We start from the raw sequence: 18,564 nt of genomic DNA, 5'->3' as shown, positions 1-18,564 counted from the left end.
GAGGGGGAGATGCGGATGAAATGCTACCGGCGCTCAGGGCGTCATCACGTGGCGGCGGGCCCGGACCAGGACGCGGGCGGCCAGGAGGGCCGCGCGGCGCGTCAGACGGTCCGCGGCCTCCACGAGACGATCACCGCGCGTCGGGAACTCCGCGCGCCGCAGGGCCTCCCGGGCCGCCGGGAGATCGCCCGCGCCCGCGAGCGTGAACACCTGACGGCGGGCCCGGGGCAAGGATGCGAAGGTTTCCGGGCTGAGGCCGCGCAGGATCCCGGCGAGCGGCTCGGCGAGGCGCTCGCGGAGCTCGGCCGCGCGCTCCGGCGCGGCCCAGTCCGGGTCGGCGAGGACCGTCGAGACGACGCCCCACAGGTAGGAGCGCAGCAGCATGCCCGAGTACACGGTGCGCACGCGCGGGCCCGCGCCCGTCAGGACCGGGGCGCACAGGCGCTCCTGGGCCAGGTAGACCAGCTTGGCCTCGCTCGTGGCGCCGAAGGTGGACATCGAGCCGTTGCCGAACCGCTGCCGGTAGCGGTAGACGACGTCGGGCACCAGGTCGGTGCGGGCCGCGACGGTGGCGCGGGCCATGGCCACGATGTCGTTCGACCGGCTGGAGTCCTCGAAGCGGAGGTCGTGCGCCTGCCAGAAGGAGCGCCGGAACACGCGGTTCCAGCAGGCGCGGTTCCGGATCAGCCCGGGCTCGTCAGCGACGGTCACGCCGGTGCGCGCCCGGGTGACGTGCCGGGTCTGCCGCTCGGCGCCGGCGTCCGGGTCCGGGCCGGCGGTCCCGGCCGCCGCGGGCCCGGCGTCGTCGTCGGGCACCTGATCGCCGTCCCGGAACCGCACGAAGTTGCCGACCGACATGTCCGAGCCGGACTCCCGCAGCGTGCGCAGCAGCACCGCGTACGCGCCGGGCGGGACGACGTCGTCTCCGTCGGCGAAGGCGAGGTACTCGCCGCGCGCGAGCGCGGCGCCCTGGTTGCGGGCCGGTCCGCCGCCCGGGCGGTCCGCCGGGACGAGCCGGACGCGCGGGTCCCCCACCGCCGCGACGACGGCGGGCGTGCCGTCGGCGGAGCCGTCGTCGACGACGACGACCTCCAGGTCGACGCCCTGGGAGAGGATGCTGCGCAGGCACTCCTCGATCCAGTCCGCGACGTCGTGCACGGGGACGACGACGGTGAGCTCGGGGGTTCCTCCGGTGGACAACGGCCCGCCGTTCGACACCGGGGCGTTCACCGGCCCGCCCCGGCCAGACCGCGCAGCAGGGCCTCCGCGGCGCCCAGCGCCGACAGGCCCGCGGTCGTCACGCGGGCGCCCAGCCTGCCCGCGGGGGTCGCCGGACGGCGGGGCCGCAGGGCCGACGCCGCGACGCTCCAGCGGCGGTGCAGCAGCGGGACGTAGCCGCGCAGGCGGTCCGCCGGGAGCCCGCGCCACACCGACGCCGGGGCCGCCCGGACGATCCGGGCCGCGCCCTCCCGGGCCGCGCCGAGTCCCGCGTCCGCGAGCGCCTCGGGCCCCAGCAGCGCGGGCAGGTGGGGCCACAGTCCCGTGCGCAGCACCTCGCCGGCCCAGCGGTCCAGCAGGCCGGGGTCCGCACGCAGCTCGGCGAGGCAGGCGAGCTCCGCGGCGACGTAGTTCGCGGCGCGGGCCTCCCGGGCACGGCGGGGCTCGCCCACGCGCGCGCGGCGGATCTGGACGGCGCAGGCGCCGTCGTCCGTGGTCACGCGGCGCAGCGCGCGGTCGGTGCGGAGCGCGGCGAGCGCGCCGTCGTCGTCCGACGACGCGCCGCCGTCGCAGGTCAGGCCCGCCGCGTGCCACGCGGACCGGTCGATCAGCCGGTTCCACAGGGCCCGGCCCGTGCCGGGCGCCGGGGCGGGGTGCGTGGTGAGGCGGCGCGGCTCGAACCGCACGTGCCCGCCGACCACCAGCTCCGCCGCCGTCTCGCGGGCGCGCGCGACGACGCTCGCGCAGGCGTGCTCGGGGAGGGTGCCGTCGGCGTCGGCGAACATCAGGTAGGTGCCGCGGGCCCGCGCGACGCCGAGGTCGAGGGCGGCGCCGCGGCTCGCTCCGGCGGCCTCGAGCACGGTGACCCGCGGGTCGGACGCGGCGGCGGCGAGGATCCGGGGGGTGTCGTCGGACGAGCCGCGGTCGACGGCGATCAGCTCGATCCCGGCCAGGGACTGGTTCAGCACGGACCAGACGGTCTCGGCCACGCGGTCGTCGTCGTCCATCGTGGCGAGGACCACCGAGACCAACGGCACGTCCGGCGCCCTGACCTGCCCGGGACGGGTGGCCTGACCGGCCTGGGGTTCGTGCACCGTTCGCCCTCCGTAGACTGTGGCGGTCACATTGAAACACACACGTCACGAGGTCCCCGATGCCCGATCGCCGGCGCCCCGAACACGGCGCGCGACGCATCCAGACGTTCCCCTACTGGACGTCCAACCCGTTCGTGCAGATGCTGTACGCCGAGGCCACCGCGCGCGGCGTCGTCGTGACCGGCAACGCGAGCACCCGCCTGACCGTCGCGGCGCTGCGCGACCCGGACGCCACCGGGCTGGTGCACCTGCAGTGGCCGAGCCCGGTGACGGACGAGGCGTCCGGCGCCGCCGACGCGGAGCGGCGCGTGGACGAGTTCCTCGACGCGGTCCGCGTCGCCAAGGAGAACGGGCGCCCCGTGCTGTGGACGGTGCACAACTCCCTGCCGCACGACACCACGCACGCCGCCGCGGCGCGGCGGCTGCACCAGGGGCTCGCCGACGCCGCCGACGTCGTCCACGTGCTGCGGGCCGCGACCGTGGACGCGGTGCGCGACGACTACCGGATCGACCCGGGGCGGACCGTGGTGATCCCGCACTCCAGCTATCACGGCGTGTACGGGCCGCGGCTGGCCGCGGCCGAGGCGCGCGCGGCGCTGGGCGTCCCGGAAGGGCCCGTGACCGTGCTGTTCTTCGGGCACCTGCGGCCGTACAAGGGGCTCGGCGCCCTGTTCGACGCGATGCGCGCGGCGACCGCACGGGGCACCGAGGTGCGGCTGCTGCTCGCGGGCAAGCCGTCGGGCGACGTCGCGGAGCAGGTCGGCGCGCTGGCGCGCGACGGCGTGGCGGTCACCCCCGCGCTGCGGTTCATCGCCGACGACGAGGTCGCGACCTGGTTCTCCGCGGCCGATGTCGCCGTGCTGCCCTACGAGAAGATCCTCAACTCCGGGACGATGCACCTGGCCGCCACCTACGGGGTTCCCGTGATCCTGCCCGGGGAGCCGCATCTGACGGCGGATTTCGGTGACGAGAAATGGGTGAAGTTCTTCGATACCGGCCGGACCTCCACCAGATCCGCCGATTCCATCGCGGAACTCCTGGACAGCACGTGGTTCCTCGATCCCGGCGCCCGTGAGGCCGCCGTGCGGCACGCGCGAATCTTCACCCCCTCGGCGATGTCACGCGCCTTCGCCGAACTCGCCGACCGTATGCTTGCCCGGTAGTCAGAGTCGGGCGAGAGACTTTCGCCGACACCGCGACACCGGAACGGCAGGACGTGACGAGACAGAAAGAATCCCTGATGCCGGCCGAGGCCACGGAGGAGGAGGCCGGAACACGCGAACAGGATGACCGGACGGCCACCCGGCGCCCTCAGCTCCTCGTCTTCCCTCGATGGAGCGACAACCCGTACCTCTCGATGCTCTACCTCGCGGCCGAGGCCGACGGGTGGCGGATCCGCGGCACCACCAAGCTCCAGGGTTTCGAGCAGTGGGCGGCCGACCGCCTGAAGCCCGGCGACGTGGCCCACGTGCACTGGACCAACCCCGTGCTGGCCGGATGCGAGTCCGAGGAGGAGGCCCGCGTCCACCTCGAACGGTTCCGCACCGCCCTGCGCACCCTGCGGGAGCGCGGCGCCCACCTGCTGTGGACCGTGCACAACGAGCTGGCACACGACGCGCGGTTCCCCGACATCGAGAGGGAACTCGCCCAGGCGCTCGCCGAGCACGCGTCGGCGATCATCCAGCTGCACGAGCGCACCGCGGAGGCGGTCGCGGGCTCCTACGAGCTGCCCGCCGACAAGCTCGTGACGGTGGCGCACTCCAGCTACTCCGGCATCTACCCCGACCCGTGGTCGCGCGAGCGCGCCCGCCAGGACCTGGGCGTGCCGCAGGACGCGTTCACCGTCGGGTTCATCGGCAGGATCCGCCCGTACAAGGGCGTCGACGTCCTGTGCGCCGCCGTCGAGCGGGCCGCCGAGCGCATCCCGGGCATCACCCTGCTGCTCGCCGGGTACGCGAGCCCGGCCGACCAGGCCGCCGTCGAAGAGGTGCTGCCGAAGTCGGCGCGGGTCGTCAAGCGGCTGTCGTTCGTGCCCGACGAGGAGCTCGGCCTCTGGCTGCGGGCCTCGGACATCATGGCCCTGCCGTACCAGCGCATCCTGAACTCGGGCAGCGCCATGCTGGCCTGCTCGTTCGACACGCCGGTGATCATCCCCGGCCCCTCGACCCTGGCCGACGTCTACGCCGGCGAGGACTGGGTCCGTACCTACGGGGCCACCGGCGACCAGGCGGCGAACCTCGCGGACGCGCTCGTGGCCGCGCACTCCGGCCTCGACGGCGCGGCGCGCTCCGCCACCCGCTACGCCCGCACGCACACGCCGTGGACGATGTCCCGGGACTTCCTCGCCGTGCTGGAGCGGCTGGGCCGGCGGGTACCGGCAACGACCGCGGCGGCCGCCGCCAGGACCGAGGAGCTCCAGTGAGCAGCGCGACGACCGTGACGACCGATGCGACCGCGAACCCCGGGGTCACGCCCGGCGTCACCCCCGAGATCTCGGTGATCGTCCCGGTGCACGACGTCGCGCCGTGGGTCACCGACTGCCTCTCGTCGATCCTCACGGACCAGGACGTGAACCACGAGGTGATCGTCATCGACGACGCCTCCACGGACGACACCTGGGAGATCGTCTCGGAGTTCGCCCGGCGGGACGCGCGCGTGCGCGCCGTCCGCAACACGGGCAAGGGCGGCGCCCAGGCCCGCAACTACGGCGTCGAGCTGGCGCGCGGCGAGTACATCGCGTTCGCCGACGGCGACGACATCGTCCCGCGCGCCGCCTACGGCCGCATGCTGGCCGCCGCGCGCGAGGACCGCGCGGACATGGTGGTGGGCGGCTTCCTGAAGTTCTACACGACCCGCACCTGGCACCCGACCGCCTCCTGGGGCGCGTGGTCCAGGCGCCGCAGCGGGACGACGCTGGCCAAGAGCCCGTCGCTCATCCGCAACCGCGCCTGCTGGAACCGGCTGTTCCGGCGCGACTTCTGGCTCGGGCAGCAGATCGAGTACCCGACCGTCCCACGCTCGAACGACGTCGTCCCCATGACGAAGGCGCTGGTCGGCGCGAAGAGCATCACCGTGCTGCCCGATGTCGTGTACCTCTACCGGAACCGCCCCGGCGGCACCTCGATGAGCTCGCGCGCGTCCGGGCTGGCGGGCTTCGAGTCCTACCTGCGCCAGGAGCTCGCCTCGAGCGAGCTCGCCAGGGCCGTCGGCAGCGACGGCCTGAACCGCGAGTACGACGAGCTGGTCCTCCTGCGCGACGGCTGGGTGCATCTGCGGGGCTTCCTGGAGAACGTGGCGTCCGGCGGCAAGCTGGACGACGAGGAGCTCACCGCACCGCTCGCCACGCTCACCTCGCTCATCGACCAGCTCCTGGGGAACCTCACCGAGCGGGCGGAGAAGCGGGTCAGCTCGCGCTCCAAGTGGGTGTGGGCGCTGGCCCGCGCCGGGCTCTGGGAGGAGGCGATGCTGCTGGTGACCGACCCGGTCGCCGTGCTCGTCACCGACGAGCCGCTGACGTTCCCCGCCCTCGCCGGCGGCACGAGCGCCCCGGTGGACGAGAAGGACCACCGCCGCGCGCTGAGCTCGCTGCTGGTGGAACTCACCGAGGCGAGCGAGCCGCCGTCGGACGACACGGTCGAGCGGCTCGTGAAGCACGCCGAGCTGTTCCGCCGCCTGTACCCCACCACCGTGCTGCACTGGCACTCGGCGGCGGTCCAGGAACTCGTCCTCGCCGTCCAGACCGGCAGCGCGGACACGGTGCGCCGGGTGCTGGCCGACAAGCCCGTGACGATCACCGACCCGCAGCTCACCGTGCGGGACAAGGTCGTGACGTTCAGCGCCACGGTCAGCCCGGCCGGTCGGATCACCGAGGCCACGGTGCAGACGGCGCAGGGCAGCTCGCGGGCGCCGTTCGAGTGGACCGGGCTCGACCCGCACACCGGGCAGGTCGAGGCGACCGCCGAGGTCGGGCACCTGCCCGTGGGGCGGGCGTTCGTCCGGCTGCGGGTGCGGCACGAGCTGGGGATGCTCGACGTCGTCGTCGACCCGACGATCGCCGACGACGACGCGACGCGACGGGTGTTCCGCGGCGAGACCAACCGCCAGGTGCACATCAACCCCGGGTTGATGAAGCGGGCGCTCGAGCTGCCGCGCAAGGCGGGGCGGGTGGCCCGGAACACCGTGCGGAGGCTCGTGCGGTCCTGAGCACGAGATGAGACCGATCGCGCACCGCCCTGGTACCGGGGCGGTGCGCGACTCCGTTTACGGGCGGCGGCTCGTGGGGCGGCCGGCCCCGCGGATGGTCAGCGCGGGGCGACCACCTGGCGGGCGCGTTGCGCCGCGCGCCGCGCGAGCGTGGCGACGAGGGTCCGGGCCGGGACCGCGCCGAGAACCTCCTCCGGGGTCTGGGCCGAGGTCGCGGCCGGTACCGGGGCCGACGTCGGGACCGGGACCGGGGCCGGGGGTTCGACCGGCCGCGTCTCCTGGGCCGCCTCCTTCGCCGCCTGCTTCCGCGCCGACTTCTTCTCCGCGCGGCGCCTGGTGTGCCGCCAGTTCCAGCCGGTCGCCACGGCGAACATCCCGCTGAGCGCCTCCAGCGCGACGTCGGACGGGATCATGGCGGGAAGCTCGGTCGGATCCGCCTCGCTCGACGGCCCGACCCGGGTCAGCTCACCGAGGTCGCCGATCACGCGGATGCCCGATTCCCGCACGGAGTCCGCGAGCTGACCCCCGACCTCGGCGGCCGCCTCGACCGCCCACCGGGGAGCGAGGATCTTCTCCTCGCCCGGCCCCGGCGTCCGCGCGCCGAGCAGCCTCATCGCGGCCCCGCGGAACACCAGGTCGATCGCCTTGTGCCGGTGGACCCCCCACTCGGTCTGGACCCGCCGGTTCAGCGCCATCACGAGCGCGGCCTCCGCCGTCGACAGGCCGCGGTTCGCGCCGTCCTCGGGCACCGGCGAGTTCACGAGCATCCGGTCCGGCAGGCCCAGCAGCTGCTCCAGGGTCGCCAGCAGCCGGTCGGGGTCCTCCTTCTCGAGCACGACCACCGTCAGGTTCTCCGGGCCGCCGAGCGCCTCGACCCAGCGTTCGACCAGGCCCAGGCCGTCACGACGGTGGAAGGGCGGGCCGACCGCCGCGCCGGTCGGGTCGGAGAACGCCCGGCGGAGGTACTCGTCCAGCCCCTGGAGGTTCCCCGTCTTGAGGTTCTGCTGCCAGGCCGACGGCGCGTAGGACCCGAGGTTGCGCAGCACGAGGAGGCCGTGGGCGGGCTGGCCCAGGCTGTCGACGACGTTGCGCGCCGCGTCGATGTCGGCCCAGGAGATGCGCTCGTTGCTGAACAGGATGCGCTTGTCGTCCGCGTCCTCGATCTGCCGGCGCACCGAGTCCCACCATTCGGGGCGGGGCCCGGGGTCCGCGGTGAAGGGCACCGGCTCACCGATCAGCCAGCCCGCCGCCCGGATGTGGTTGACCTCGTTGCCCGGGTAGAGCACGCCCGCCTTGCGCAGCTGGGGCCGGAGCGCCGAGGCCGCCTCCTGGATGGTCGACGAACCCGACTTCGGGAGGCCGATGTGGATCAGCCGTGTGCGCTCCGGGAGCAGCAGATCCCGCTCGTGGCCCTGGCCCTGAACCGTCGTCACCCTTGTGCCCTCTCCATCGTGATGTGGTACCGCTACCGGCGGCCACCCGCTGATCCTAGGGTGCGCCGCGGGACACCGTCGAAACCAGGTGATGCGCGGGCGCCCGCCCCGCTCCCGGTGATCATGCCGCAGGCCCTGGCGGTAAACTCGGCGGACGTGCCATACTCCGTCTCCGCCTCCGCCGATTCGATGAGCCGGGCCGCCTCCCGGCACCGCGAACCGGCCGGCTCACCAGCGCCGGCGAAGAGGAAGCGGCAGGAGATCGAGGGCCTGCGCACCCTGGCCGCGCTGCTCGTGGCCGTCTACCACATCTGGTTCAACAAGGTGTCGGGCGGCGTCGACGTCTTCTTCGTCGTCACCGGCTTCCTCATCACCCTCACGCTCGTGGGGCACGTACGGCGCGAGGGACGGATCCGCCCGTTCCTGTACCTGGGGCGGATCGCGCGCCGCGTCTGGCCGATGGCCGCCGTCGTCCTGCTCCTCGTGCTCGGGATGACGGTCACGATCACCCCCGAGGCGCTGCGGGCACGGAACTTCGAGGAGGTCCTCGCCTCGGCCCTCTACCTCGAGAACTGGTTCCTGGCGAACAACGCGGTCGACTACCTCAACAAGGAGGACCCGCACACCCCCGTCCAGCACTTCTGGGCCATGTCCCTGCAGGGGCAGTTCTACGTGCTGTGGCTCGTCGTGGCGCTGATCGCGCTGCTCCTGGTCGTGGCCCGGCGGACGGAGGGCGCGTTCAGGATCGCGTTCGGCATCCTGATCGCCCTGGTGGGGGCGGCCAGCTTCTGGTGGAACCTCGTGCAGACCGCCGACGACCAGCCGTTCGCCTACTTCTCGTCGCTCACCCGGTTCTGGGAGTTCTCGGTCGGCGGGCTGCTCGCCCTGGCGGGCAGCAGGCTCACCCTGCGCGGCCCGGCGGCCGGCCTGATGTCGTGGGTCAGCGTGCTCGGGCTCGTCGCATGCGGCATGGTGCTGCCGGTCCAGGGCGTGTTCCCCGGCACCGCGGCGCTCTGGCCCGTGGGCTGCGCCGTGCTGCTCCTGCTCTCGACGCGCGAGAACGAGGTGCCCTGGGCCGCGACCCGCCTGCTGTCCAACCGGGTCATGGCCTGGCTCGGCGGCGTCGCCTTCGGCATCTACCTGTGGCACTTCCCGATCCTCGTCGGGTACCGCTACCTGTACGGCGAGGAGGCCGTGCCGTCGGTCCCCGTCGGGATCGGCATGATCGCCGCCGCGATCGGCCTGGCCGTCGCGGGCCACTACCTGTTCGAGCGACCCGTGGCCAAGGGCTGGGACGTCACCTGGGCGAAGCCCGTCATCGCGGTGCTGCTCATCGGGTCGCTCGCCACGATCGCCGTCCTGGCGCAGCGCGGCGTGGCCGCCGCCGCGGCCGCCGCGGAGCACCTCGAGGAGGAGGCCGCGGCCGCCGAGGCCACCCTCGGGGACTGCTACGGCTACGCGGCGCTGGTGACGGGCGACGCCTGCGACGCCGTGCTGGGGTCGACGGCGATCGTGCCGGACCGCAACGCGCTGAAGGCCGACGTCGGGAACGCCTACGAGTGCTACACGGGGGCCGGGGCCAAGGACGTCGACGCCTGCACCCTCGGCGAGGGCCCCCTGCGCATCGCGCTGATCGGCAACTCCCACGCCGCCCTGTTCAACCCGGTCCTCGAGGACGCGGCCGCGCGGTACGGCTGGCAGCTGACCACCCTGTCGGGCAACGGCTGTGTCTGGTCACCGCTCCGCGCCGACGACCCGGAGCTGTCCGTGCGCTGCCAGCAGCGCATCCAGCAGCAGGAGGACCTGCTCTTCGGCGGGGAACCGTACGACGCGGTGATCTTCGCCGGGGGCCGCGGGCGGCTCGGCGGGCTCGACAACCCGGAGCGCACGGTCCGCAACTGGACGGCGCTGCGGGATCGCGGCACCAAGCTCGTGGTCATCGAGGACAACCCCCGCATCGGCGACGAGGCCGAGCAGTGCATCATCGAGTCGACGGAACAGGAACTGCGCGACGGGCTGTGCGACGTCCCCCGCGAGGCGGCCACCGGCGATCCCGACGGGTTCGTGGTCATCGCGGGCATGGCAGGCGTGCCGGTGGTGCGGACCCTGGACTTCTACTGCGACGAGACCACCTGCCCGGCGGCGGTCGGCAGCGTGATCCCCTACCGCGACGCGCACCACCTGTCGATGACCTACATCCGCACGTTCGAGGACACGCTGCTGCAGCGGCTGACGAAGCACGTCCCGGTCTCGCGGCCCGTGGTGGGCCCGACGCGGAAGGCCGGCCCCCCGCATCCGTCGCCGGGGCCGGAGCAGCCCCGGCCGGAGCGGACCGGGATCGAACAGAGCGGGCCCGAACGGACCGGGCCGGCGCAGACCGGCCCGTCCGCGCAGGCGCAGCCCGCGCCGGCGCCTTGACCCGGGCCGGCCGCGCCGGCCGTCAGCGACGCAGGCCCGCGCGCAGCAGCGCGCGGTAGCGTCCGCCGCGGCTCTTCGTCGCACGGAGCTCGCGCAGCTCGGCGGTGAGGCGGGCGATCTCCTCCTTCGCCCCGGCCAGCTGCTCGGTGAGCTCCTCGGCGGTCGGGCCCCTGCGGATCATCTTCTTGTGGGAGGCGTCCCAGCCCGTCGCCCCGGCGTACATGCCGAGCAGCGACTCCAGGGCGACGTCGAACGGGATCTGCTCGGGCGGCACGGAGACGTCCTCCTCCGTGTACTTCGCGGTGCGCTCGAGCTCGGCCAGGTCACCGACCACCCGCACGCCCGCCTCCCGCACGGACTCCGCCAGCAGGAACCCCGCTTCGGCGCAGGCGTCGGCGGCCCAGTGCGGGATCATCAGGCGCCCCTCGGCCGCCGTCGGCTCCCGGTTCGCCAGCAGCCGGTTGACCGCGCCCTTGAACACCAGCGCGCGGTGCTCGTCCTCCGGCGCCTTCCACTTGGCCAGGATCATGCGGTTCAGCTTGAGGACGAGCGCGGCCTCGGCGGGCGTCATCCCCCGGTTGGCCTCGACGCCGCGCGGCTCGGCCTCGTGCAGGATGCCCGCCGGCAGGGCGAGCAGGTTCTCGAAGGTGTCGAGCAGCCGGGTGGGGTGCTCCTTCTCGAGCACGATGACGCTCAGGTTCTCGGGGCCGACGACGCCGGCCCACCGTTCGATCAGGCCCATCCCGTCACGCCGGTGGAACGCGCCCGACGACGCCACGGCCGCCGGGTCCGCCAGCGCCCGGCGCAGGTACTCGTCGAGCGTCCTGGTCTTCCCGCGCTTGAGGCTCTCCTGCCAGTACGACGGGACGAAGCCGCCGAGGTTCCGCATCACGAGGACCACGTGCACGGGCCGGTCGCCCTGGGCCCCCACCGCGTCGACCGTGGCGGCTGCGCCGGCGGCGTCGGTGGTGCAGGTCATCTCGAACGACAGCAGCGCCCGGTGCCCGGGGAACCGGCCGAGCTCGCGGTCCAGGGCCCGCCACCAGGGGGCCCGCGGTACCGGATCCTTGAGGTAGTCGACCTTCAGCCCCGCGAGCCACGAGAGGCCCCGGTGATGGTTCTCGGCCTTGCCCGGGTAGACCACGCCCTCCTCGCGAAGCCTCAGCCTCTGGGTCATGGCGGCGTGCTGCAGGGCGGTCGAACCTGTCTTCGGCAGACCGATGTGCAGCAGCCGCGTCGTTTCCGGGAGGGGCTCGGTCGTCATGCGCACGCAGTGTATTCCAACATTCACCCGCCCCGGACGGCGGGGCTCACCAGCCCGTCGCGTCACGCACGAAGCGCTCCGCGACGGGCGCGAGCGTGGCCGCGTAGGTGGCGGTCAGATGCGAGGCGTCCCGGTACACGAGCACGTTCCCCTGGACCGCCGAGCAGGTCTCCTTCGGGCAGATCAGCGGGACGAAGCTGCGGAACGTCACCCCGGACGGCAGATCCGGGTAGTGACTCGCGATCGTCGACGAGCCGCGCAGCCCCGGCGCCGGCCGGTCGCACAGGCCGGGCCCGCGGAGCTGCGCGCACTCGAGCATGTTCGAGGGCAGCCGCGGGATGTCCTCCAGCGCCAGGATCCTCGAGCCGGCCCCGGTCAGGTCGTCCCAGCGTGCGGCGAACCCGTCCGGGTACGTCTCCTGGTCCACCAGCCGTCGCGAGCCGAGGGTGATCACGAGGTCCGGCGGATCGGCCGTCAGGTACCGGTGCGCGGCCTTGTTCCAGTCCGCGCACCCGGCCTCCTCGGGATCGGCGGACGAGCCCGAGGAGGATGCCGGCCCGGACGTGGCCCGGTCCGGCGCGCTCCCGCCAGCGTCCGCGGCGTACTGGCAGCCGTGCCGGGTCAGCGTGACCATCCTCCAGCCGTTCCGCGCCGCGGCGGCGTCGAACGCGTCGTAGTAGTGCTCCGCCCGCGACGACCCCACCAGCGCGATGGTCCTGTCCCCCGCCGGATCGCCGGACTCGCAGACCTCCAGGCCGGGGCCGGCCGGCCGCAGCAGGCACTCGCCGTTCGCCACGGCCGGCAGGTCGTCCTGCGGCAGGATCGCCGGGATCCACGGCAGCTGCGGCATGTCGCGGTGCAGTTCCGGGTCCACGAGCGCGCCGGCCCCGGGGTAGCGCCCCGCGTCGGAGGCGAGGAAGGCCTCCCGCTCGGCCGCGCGCTGGTCCGCGATCGCCACCTGCTGCTGCAGGTACAGGCCGCCCGCCAGCGCCGGGACCACCCACACCAGCGCGTACGCGAAGTGCGTGAACGAGCGCCGCGCCTTCCTCGGCACCCGCAGCCCGGGCACCTTGAGCAGGGCGGTGGTGAGCCCGGCGAGCGCGAGGGAGATCGCGACGACGACGGCGCCGCCGAGCGCGTCCGCGGAGCTCACCCCCCGGTGGTTCAGGTAGAGCACCAGGACGGGCCAGTGCCACAGGTACAACGCGTACGACCAGTCCGCCAGGACCGCGAACGGCCGCGACGCCAGCAGGCCGTCGACCGCCCCCGGCACCCGGGTGTGCCCCGCGACGAGCACGAGCGCGGCGGCCAGCACCGGCCACAGGGCGATGTACCCGGGGAACAAGGTCGAGACGTCCACGAGCGCGCCCAGGGAGACCAGCGCGAGGAGCCCGGACCACCCCAGCACGACCCGGAACCAGCGGGGCAGCCGGAACCGGTCGATCGTGAGGGCCAGCACGCCACCCACGGCGAACTCCCACAACCGCGCCCCGGTGTCGAAGTAGGCCCAGACCTGGTTCGTCGCCGTCAGCTCGACCGAGTAGTAGAGGGACGCCGCGCCGACGAGGAGCATCAGCACCAGGACCGGCCCGCGGACGCGAACCGGGCGCGAGCGCCGCCGGAAGACGGTGGCGACCAGGAGCCCCACCGCGACGACCACCAGCCACACGAGGTAGAACTGCCCCTGGATGGACAGCGACCAGAAGTGCTGCAGCAGGCTGGAGCCCTCGTCGCGCGAGTTGTAGTCCACGGCGCGCAGCGCGAGGTGCCAGTTCTCGTGGTAGGTCAGCGAGGCGAGCGCCTGGTCGATCGTCTCCAGCAGCCGCCCGCGCGGCATCAGGTAGAACGCGGCGGCCACGGTCGCGGCCAGCACGATCGCCACCGGCGGCAGCAGGCGCGCGGCGAGGCGCGCGAGGAACGTGAACGGCCGCACCCGCCCGGTCCGCTCCACCATCCGCACGAGCGAACCCGTGATGAGGAACCCGGTGAGGAACAGGAAGACGTCCACGCCGCCGGACACCCGCCCGAACCACACGTGGTAGGCGACGACGAGCAGCACCGCGACGGCGCGCAGGCCCTGCAGCTCGGGGCGGAATCCGCCGCGATCACCGCGGGCGCCGGCGTCGCCGCGGGGACGCCGGCCGGCTCCGGTATCGGGCACCGGCTGGGGGAAGGGCGACGGATCGAGACCCGCGAGCCCGCTCGGGGCAGGTAAGGACGCACCGGGCGCGGACAGGGGCTCGCTGAGCGTCGGGGGGCTGGTCATCGGCCCTCTCGGTCAAATCGGACGATGGCTGCAACATCGTAGCCGCCGACGCCGGGGCAACCATCGTTTCCCCACAACATTTTCCCAGGTGAGGGAAGAGATTCACCGGCCGGTCAGGCGGCCGCATGACGGTCAGGTGAAACCTTGCCCGGTGCCCAACCTTTTGCCCGCCGTGGACGTCCTCCGTGTCACGATCACAGCGCTCAGCTGCGGGTTCCGAGCCGGCTGACGCATCCCCCAGAAGTTGTGCCGACCCGGAGTGAGGCTGAAGATGGAAATCCTCGCAGGTGTACGCCGCCGTGCCCTGGTAGTGAAGAAGGTCGTCATGGGAAAACCGCTCGAACGCAGTCTTCCTCGGCCGTCGTTCCGCCGGTTTCTCGAGGCGGAGCGGCGTACCAGCGCGCGCTGGCACGAGGTCTTCCCCGAACGCGGGAGGTCCCGGCCGGACCACGCGGACGACCCCCGCCACGCGTTGATCCACAAGCTGCGCGGGAAGGCGCTCGCGCAGGCCACGGGGATCGCCATGCCGGCCGTGTACCGGATCTGGGACGGGCCCGGCAGCATCGACCTGGCCGGCCTGCCCGGGCGCTTCGTGGTCAAGTCCGCCGGAGGGGCGTCGTCACAGGGCGTGCTGCCGCTGGTCCGCGAGGGTGACGCGTTCCGGGTGATCAGCACGGACAAGGTCCTGACCGAGCCCGAGATCGTCGAGTACTTCCGGCACAAGCGCGAGCTGAAGAAGGCCCGCCCGCCCTACTTCGCCGAGGAGTTCCTGGTCGGCGTCCACGGCAACGAGATCCTCGAGGACGTCAAGATCTACGCCTTCTACGGCGAGATCGGGCAGGTGCTGCTGCGCTCGGTCGGGTCGCACGGCGACCCGGGGTCGGTGCGGTACCGCTACCTGGACGAGGAGGGCGCCGACCTCGGCGCGGTCTCGAGGCAGCACGCCGTCGACCCGGCCATCCCCGTCCCCCGGTGCCTGCCCGAGATGGTCAAGCGGGCCCGCGAGCTGTCGGTCGCGGCCGGGATCCCGTTCCTCCGCGTGGACCTGTACGAGACCGACCGCGGCGTCGTCTTCGGCGAGTTCACGCCCCGCCCCGGCGGGGACCAGGAGTACGTCTGGAAGCACGACAGGCACCTCGGGGAGCTGTGGGAGCGGGCGCGGCTGCGCCTCGACGTGCACATCTCCGAGCAGCTCAAGGTGGTTCCCGACGTGGACACCGCGCGGCGGATCATCCTGGGCGCCGGAGCCGCCTGAGCCACCCGAACGGCCCGCGCGGCCGCGCGCCGTGGCGCCGGTGCGTGCCCGGACCGCGGGTCCGCACCGGCCACGCCGTCGGCCACGGAACGCCGTCGGCCACGGGACGCCGTCGGCCACGGGACGCCGTCCGCCGCGAGACGCCGTCGGCCGCGTCCCGCGATCGACGGCGGAACGCCGCCGACGGCAGGACCGCCGCCTCAGAGCGCCCGCGCGTCCGATTCCAGGAGCACCGGGATCCCGTCCCGCACCGGGTAGGCGAGGGGCCGGTCCGGGTCCGTGGAGTGCAGCTCCGGCTCGCCGTCCGGGCCGACGCCGTCGACCAGCGTCGCGTGCGTGACCGGGCAGCGCAGGATGTCCCGCACCCAGCCCGCGAGCTCGAGGTCGTTCACCGTGGTTCCTTCCGCCGTGCTCATGCCTGCTCCGGGTCCTGCGCGCGCACGAGGGCGAGCACGTCGTCGCGCACCTTGTCGAGCATGTCCTGGTCCGCGGCCTCGACGTTGAGCCGCAGCAGCGGCTCCGTGTTCGACGCGCGCAGGTTGAACCACCACTGCGGGGTGTCGTTCCAGTGCGAGACGGTCAGGCCGTCGAGCTCGTCGACCTCGACCTTGCCCGCACCCTCCTGCGTCACGTACGCCTCGTGGACCCGGGCGCGGGCGGCGGGCACGTCCGAGACGCGCGAGTTGATCTCGCCCGAGGACACGTACGGCTCGTACATCTCGCCCAGCGCGCTGAGCGGGTTGTCCTGCCCGCCGAGGGCCGCGAGCACGTGCATCGCGGCGAGCATGCCGGTGTCCGCGAAGAAGAAGTCGCGGAAGTAGTAGTGGGCGCTGTGCTCGCCGCCGAACACCGCCTTGTGCTCGGCCATCTGCGCCTTGATGAACGAGTGGCCCACCCGGGTCCGCACGGTCGTCGCGCCCGCCGCGGTCAGGAAGTCCGGCACCGCGCGCGAGGTGATGAGGTTGTGGATGACCGTGGACTCGCGGCCCTCGGCCGTCTCCTTCTCCACCTCGCGCAGCCCGACGAGCGCCGTGACGGCCGACGGCGACACGGCCGCGCCCCGCTCGTCGATGACGAAGCAGCGGTCGGCGTCGCCGTCGAACGCGAGCCCGATGTCCGCGCCGTGCTCGACGACGGCGGCCTGCAGGTCCAGCAGGTTCTTCGGCTCCAGCGGGTTGGCCTCGTGGTTCGGGAACGACCCGTCCAGCTCGAAGTACAGGGGCACGATCTCCAGCGGCAGCTCCGGCAGGCCCGCGCCCGTGCCCAGGACCGCCGGAACGGTGTACCCGCCCATGCCGTTCCCGGCGTCGACCACGACCTTGAGCGGGCGGATGCCGGACAGGTCGACCAGGCCGCGCAGGAAGGCCGCGTAGTCGGCGAGCATGTCGCGCTCGGTCACGGTGCCGGCCTCGGCGGCGGGCTCGGGCAGCTCGCCGTCGAGGTAGCCCTGGGCGAGCTCGCGCACCTCGGCGAGGCCGGTCTCCTGCCCCACGGGCGCGGCGCCCGCGCGGCACAGCTTGATGCCGTTGTACTCGGCGGGGTTGTGGCTGGCCGTGAACATCGCGCCGGGCAGGTTGAGCACGCCGGACGCGTGGTACAGCCCGTCGGTCGAGCACAGCCCGATGTTCGTGACGTCGGCGCCGGCGTCGGTCAGCCCCTGCGCGAACGCGGCGACGAGCTCCGGCCCGGACTCCCGCATGTCATGCCCGACGACGACGCCGGGCCGGGTTGCCGCGTCGGCGGCCCCGCCGCCGGCGGCACGCAGCACCACGACCCGCGCGAACGCGGCCCCGATGGCCCGGGCCACCTCGGGCGAGAACTGGTCCGGCACCGTCCCGCGGACGTCATACGCCTTGATGATCTGAGTGAGGTCGATTGCCACGCCGAAAGCCTATTGCACGGCCACCCGTCCGCGTCCGCACGCCCGCGGTCGCCTCGGCTATTCGCCGTGCTCGCGGGTGAACTCCAGGAAATACGGCATCTTGCAGAGCGAACCTCCAATAACATCGGGCCCGATATCCCCCATCTCCCCAGAGGACACGCATGTCTCGACGTCCCAGCCTGCACAGAACCAGCAGAATCACCCGCCCGCTGGCCCTGGCAGCAATCATCGGGCTCGTCGCCGTCCCTGCCTCGGGCACGGCGAACGCAACCGAGGAATCCGACTACCTGGACTCGGTCGCCCCGGTCACCTCGGTCTCTGTCAGCACATCCGACGCCGGCACGGTTTCGGTGAGCAGCGACGCCACGGACTTGTCCGGGCCTGGGGAAGGCAGTCCGAGCGGAGTCAGGTCGATCGCCGTCGAACGTGGCACTGTGTCGGACGGCACGACCACCTGGACCTCGGTCGGGACGATCTACGACTCGGAGGGCACCATCACGAAGCCGATGCCCGCCGCTCAGACGAAGCTGTGCTGGCGTGCCCGCGCCACCGACCACGCAGGAAACGTGGGCAGCTGGAAGACGGCGTGCACCAGGCTCGGAAGGATCGAGCGGCTCGCCGGCACCGAACCTCATCTCACGGCCGTCGCCGTGTCCCGGCGGGCCTTCCCCGATGGCGTGCCTTCGCTGTACGTGGCCACCAGTGCGAACGCCCGGGAAGCCACGGCCGCTGCCGCTGCAGCTGGGTACAAGGGCCGCCCGGTCCTGCTGGTCGGCAAGGATTCGGTGTCGACGACCGTCGCGACCGAGATCGAACGGCTCGCGCCGTCAAGGATCTACCTGATCGGCCGGACGAGCGTCGTCTCCTCGTCCGTCGCCAGGAAGCTCGCCGAGCTCGCCCCGGTCACGAGGATCGGCGGCGCGAACATGTACGAGACATCCGCGCTGGTCTCCAAGGCGACGTACGGATCGCTCGCCGACGACCCGGGCGTATCCGTGCAGGTCGCCAACGCCGGGAACGGCGTCCACCTGCTCGCCGTCGCGGCGTCGGAGATCAATTACGGTGAGCCGAACCCGCTCCTCCTGACGAAGCGGGACTACGTGCCCGGCGCCGTTCTCACCGAGGTCCGGCGGCTCGATCCCCCGGGCGGATGCGTCGTCGGCGGGCTGCAGGATGTGTCGGACCACGCCTTCCTCCAGCTGCACGAGATCATCTCGCAGGGGTACAACGGAGTCTGCCGGTGGAGCGGTGGTGACTACAAGGTCGCTGCCTATCTGGCCGCCTACACGAACCGCGGCCCGAAGGAAGAGATCTACGTCGCCAGCGGGAGCAGCATCCCGGACGCCATCGCCGCCACCACCGCCGCCCGCAAGGCTCATGTGCCACTGGTCCTCGTCACGAAGTGGTCCATCCCCGAGGCCTCGAAGAGGCTCCTCGAGGAGGCCGAGGTGGGCACCATCCGGATCGTCGGGGACACCGACGCGATCTCCTGGTCCGTGGCCGAGGACTTGAAGCGGTACCTGGACTGATC

13 protein-coding genes are annotated in these 18,564 nt (G+C 73.1%); 6 read left to right on the top strand and 7 right to left on the bottom strand.

Annotation, left to right across the window (positions count from 1 at the left end; genetic code table 11):
• Window positions 1-33 precede the first annotated feature (33 nt).
• On the bottom strand, window positions 34-1,230 hold the full coding sequence (locus ABD208_RS09800; protein ID WP_344102053.1) for a glycosyltransferase family 2 protein: 1,197 nt from the start codon (window positions 1,228-1,230) through the stop codon (window positions 34-36).
• Entirely contained in the window at window positions 1,227-2,312 is a 1,086-nt protein-coding gene (locus ABD208_RS09795) for a glycosyltransferase family 2 protein (RefSeq protein WP_344102051.1), read from the bottom strand. The genes ABD208_RS09800 and ABD208_RS09795 overlap by 4 nt, the downstream gene beginning before the upstream one ends.
• A gap of 59 nt (window positions 2,313-2,371) precedes the next feature.
• Between ABD208_RS09795 and ABD208_RS09790 the strand changes: the two genes are divergently transcribed.
• The 3 genes from ABD208_RS09790 (at window position 2,372) to ABD208_RS09780 (ending at window position 6,515) form a co-directional block, all read left to right on the top strand.
• Window positions 2,372-3,475 carry a glycosyltransferase gene (locus tag ABD208_RS09790; protein ID WP_344102049.1) on the top strand — a complete coding sequence of 368 codons (1,104 nt, stop codon included), beginning with the start codon at window positions 2,372-2,374 and terminating at the stop codon, window positions 3,473-3,475.
• A gap of 77 nt (window positions 3,476-3,552) precedes the next feature.
• Window positions 3,553-4,734, top strand: a complete 1,182-nt coding sequence (locus tag ABD208_RS09785) for a glycosyltransferase family 4 protein (RefSeq protein WP_344102047.1) — start codon at window positions 3,553-3,555, stop codon at window positions 4,732-4,734.
• Window positions 4,731-6,515: a glycosyltransferase family 2 protein gene (locus tag ABD208_RS09780; RefSeq protein ID WP_344102045.1), complete on the top strand. Its 1,785-nt coding sequence runs from the start codon at window positions 4,731-4,733 to the stop codon at window positions 6,513-6,515. The genes ABD208_RS09785 and ABD208_RS09780 overlap by 4 nt, the downstream gene beginning before the upstream one ends.
• Window positions 6,516-6,613: 98 nt before the next feature.
• Here ABD208_RS09780 and ABD208_RS09775 read toward each other — a convergent pair whose 3' ends face one another.
• Window positions 6,614-7,948 carry a hypothetical protein gene (locus ABD208_RS09775; protein ID WP_344102043.1) on the bottom strand — a complete coding sequence of 445 codons (1,335 nt, stop codon included), beginning with the start codon at window positions 7,946-7,948 and terminating at the stop codon, window positions 6,614-6,616.
• 156 nt (window positions 7,949-8,104) lie between these two features.
• On the opposite strand from ABD208_RS09775, the gene ABD208_RS09770 reads away from it, so the two are divergent.
• Window positions 8,105-10,366 carry an acyltransferase family protein gene (locus tag ABD208_RS09770; protein WP_344102041.1) on the top strand — a complete coding sequence of 754 codons (2,262 nt, stop codon included), beginning with the start codon at window positions 8,105-8,107 and terminating at the stop codon, window positions 10,364-10,366.
• Window positions 10,367-10,388: 22 nt separating this feature from the next.
• Here the strand turns inward: ABD208_RS09770 and ABD208_RS09765 are convergent, their stop codons facing one another.
• Both ABD208_RS09765 and ABD208_RS09760 read right to left on the bottom strand, forming a co-directional pair.
• Entirely contained in the window at window positions 10,389-11,630 is a 1,242-nt protein-coding gene (locus tag ABD208_RS09765; RefSeq protein ID WP_344102040.1) for a hypothetical protein, read from the bottom strand.
• 46 nt (window positions 11,631-11,676) lie between these two features.
• Window positions 11,677-13,896 carry an acyltransferase family protein gene (locus ABD208_RS09760; protein ID WP_344102037.1) on the bottom strand — a complete coding sequence of 740 codons (2,220 nt, stop codon included), beginning with the start codon at window positions 13,894-13,896 and terminating at the stop codon, window positions 11,677-11,679.
• Between the two features lie 325 nt (window positions 13,897-14,221).
• On the opposite strand from ABD208_RS09760, the gene ABD208_RS09755 reads away from it, so the two are divergent.
• A complete protein-coding gene (locus tag ABD208_RS09755; RefSeq protein WP_344102035.1) occupies window positions 14,222-15,151 on the top strand; it encodes an ATP-grasp fold amidoligase family protein in 930 nt (309 codons plus the stop codon).
• A 200-nt stretch (window positions 15,152-15,351) separates the two neighbouring features.
• Here the strand turns inward: ABD208_RS09755 and ABD208_RS09750 are convergent, their stop codons facing one another.
• Window positions 15,352-15,543: a Trm112 family protein gene (locus ABD208_RS09750; RefSeq protein WP_425561088.1), complete on the bottom strand. Its 192-nt coding sequence runs from the start codon at window positions 15,541-15,543 to the stop codon at window positions 15,352-15,354.
• Window positions 15,544-15,563: 20 nt separating this feature from the next.
• Window positions 15,564-17,033, bottom strand: coding sequence for a phosphomannomutase/phosphoglucomutase (locus tag ABD208_RS09745; protein ID WP_344102031.1), 1,470 nt, complete (start codon window positions 17,031-17,033; stop codon window positions 15,564-15,566).
• A gap of 161 nt (window positions 17,034-17,194) precedes the next feature.
• Here ABD208_RS09745 and ABD208_RS09740 point away from each other — a divergent pair, with 161 nt between their 5' ends.
• Window positions 17,195-18,562, top strand: a complete 1,368-nt coding sequence (locus ABD208_RS09740; RefSeq protein ID WP_344102029.1) for a cell wall-binding repeat-containing protein — start codon at window positions 17,195-17,197, stop codon at window positions 18,560-18,562.
• The last annotated feature ends 2 nt before the right edge of the window (window positions 18,563-18,564 follow it).

This window comes from Myceligenerans crystallogenes, from assembly GCF_039529775.1.
Lineage (GTDB): Bacteria > Actinomycetota > Actinomycetes > Actinomycetales > Cellulomonadaceae > Myceligenerans > Myceligenerans crystallogenes.
The sequence above is the reverse complement of the archived record's forward strand: the minus strand, read 5'-3'. Positions and strand labels throughout refer to the sequence as shown.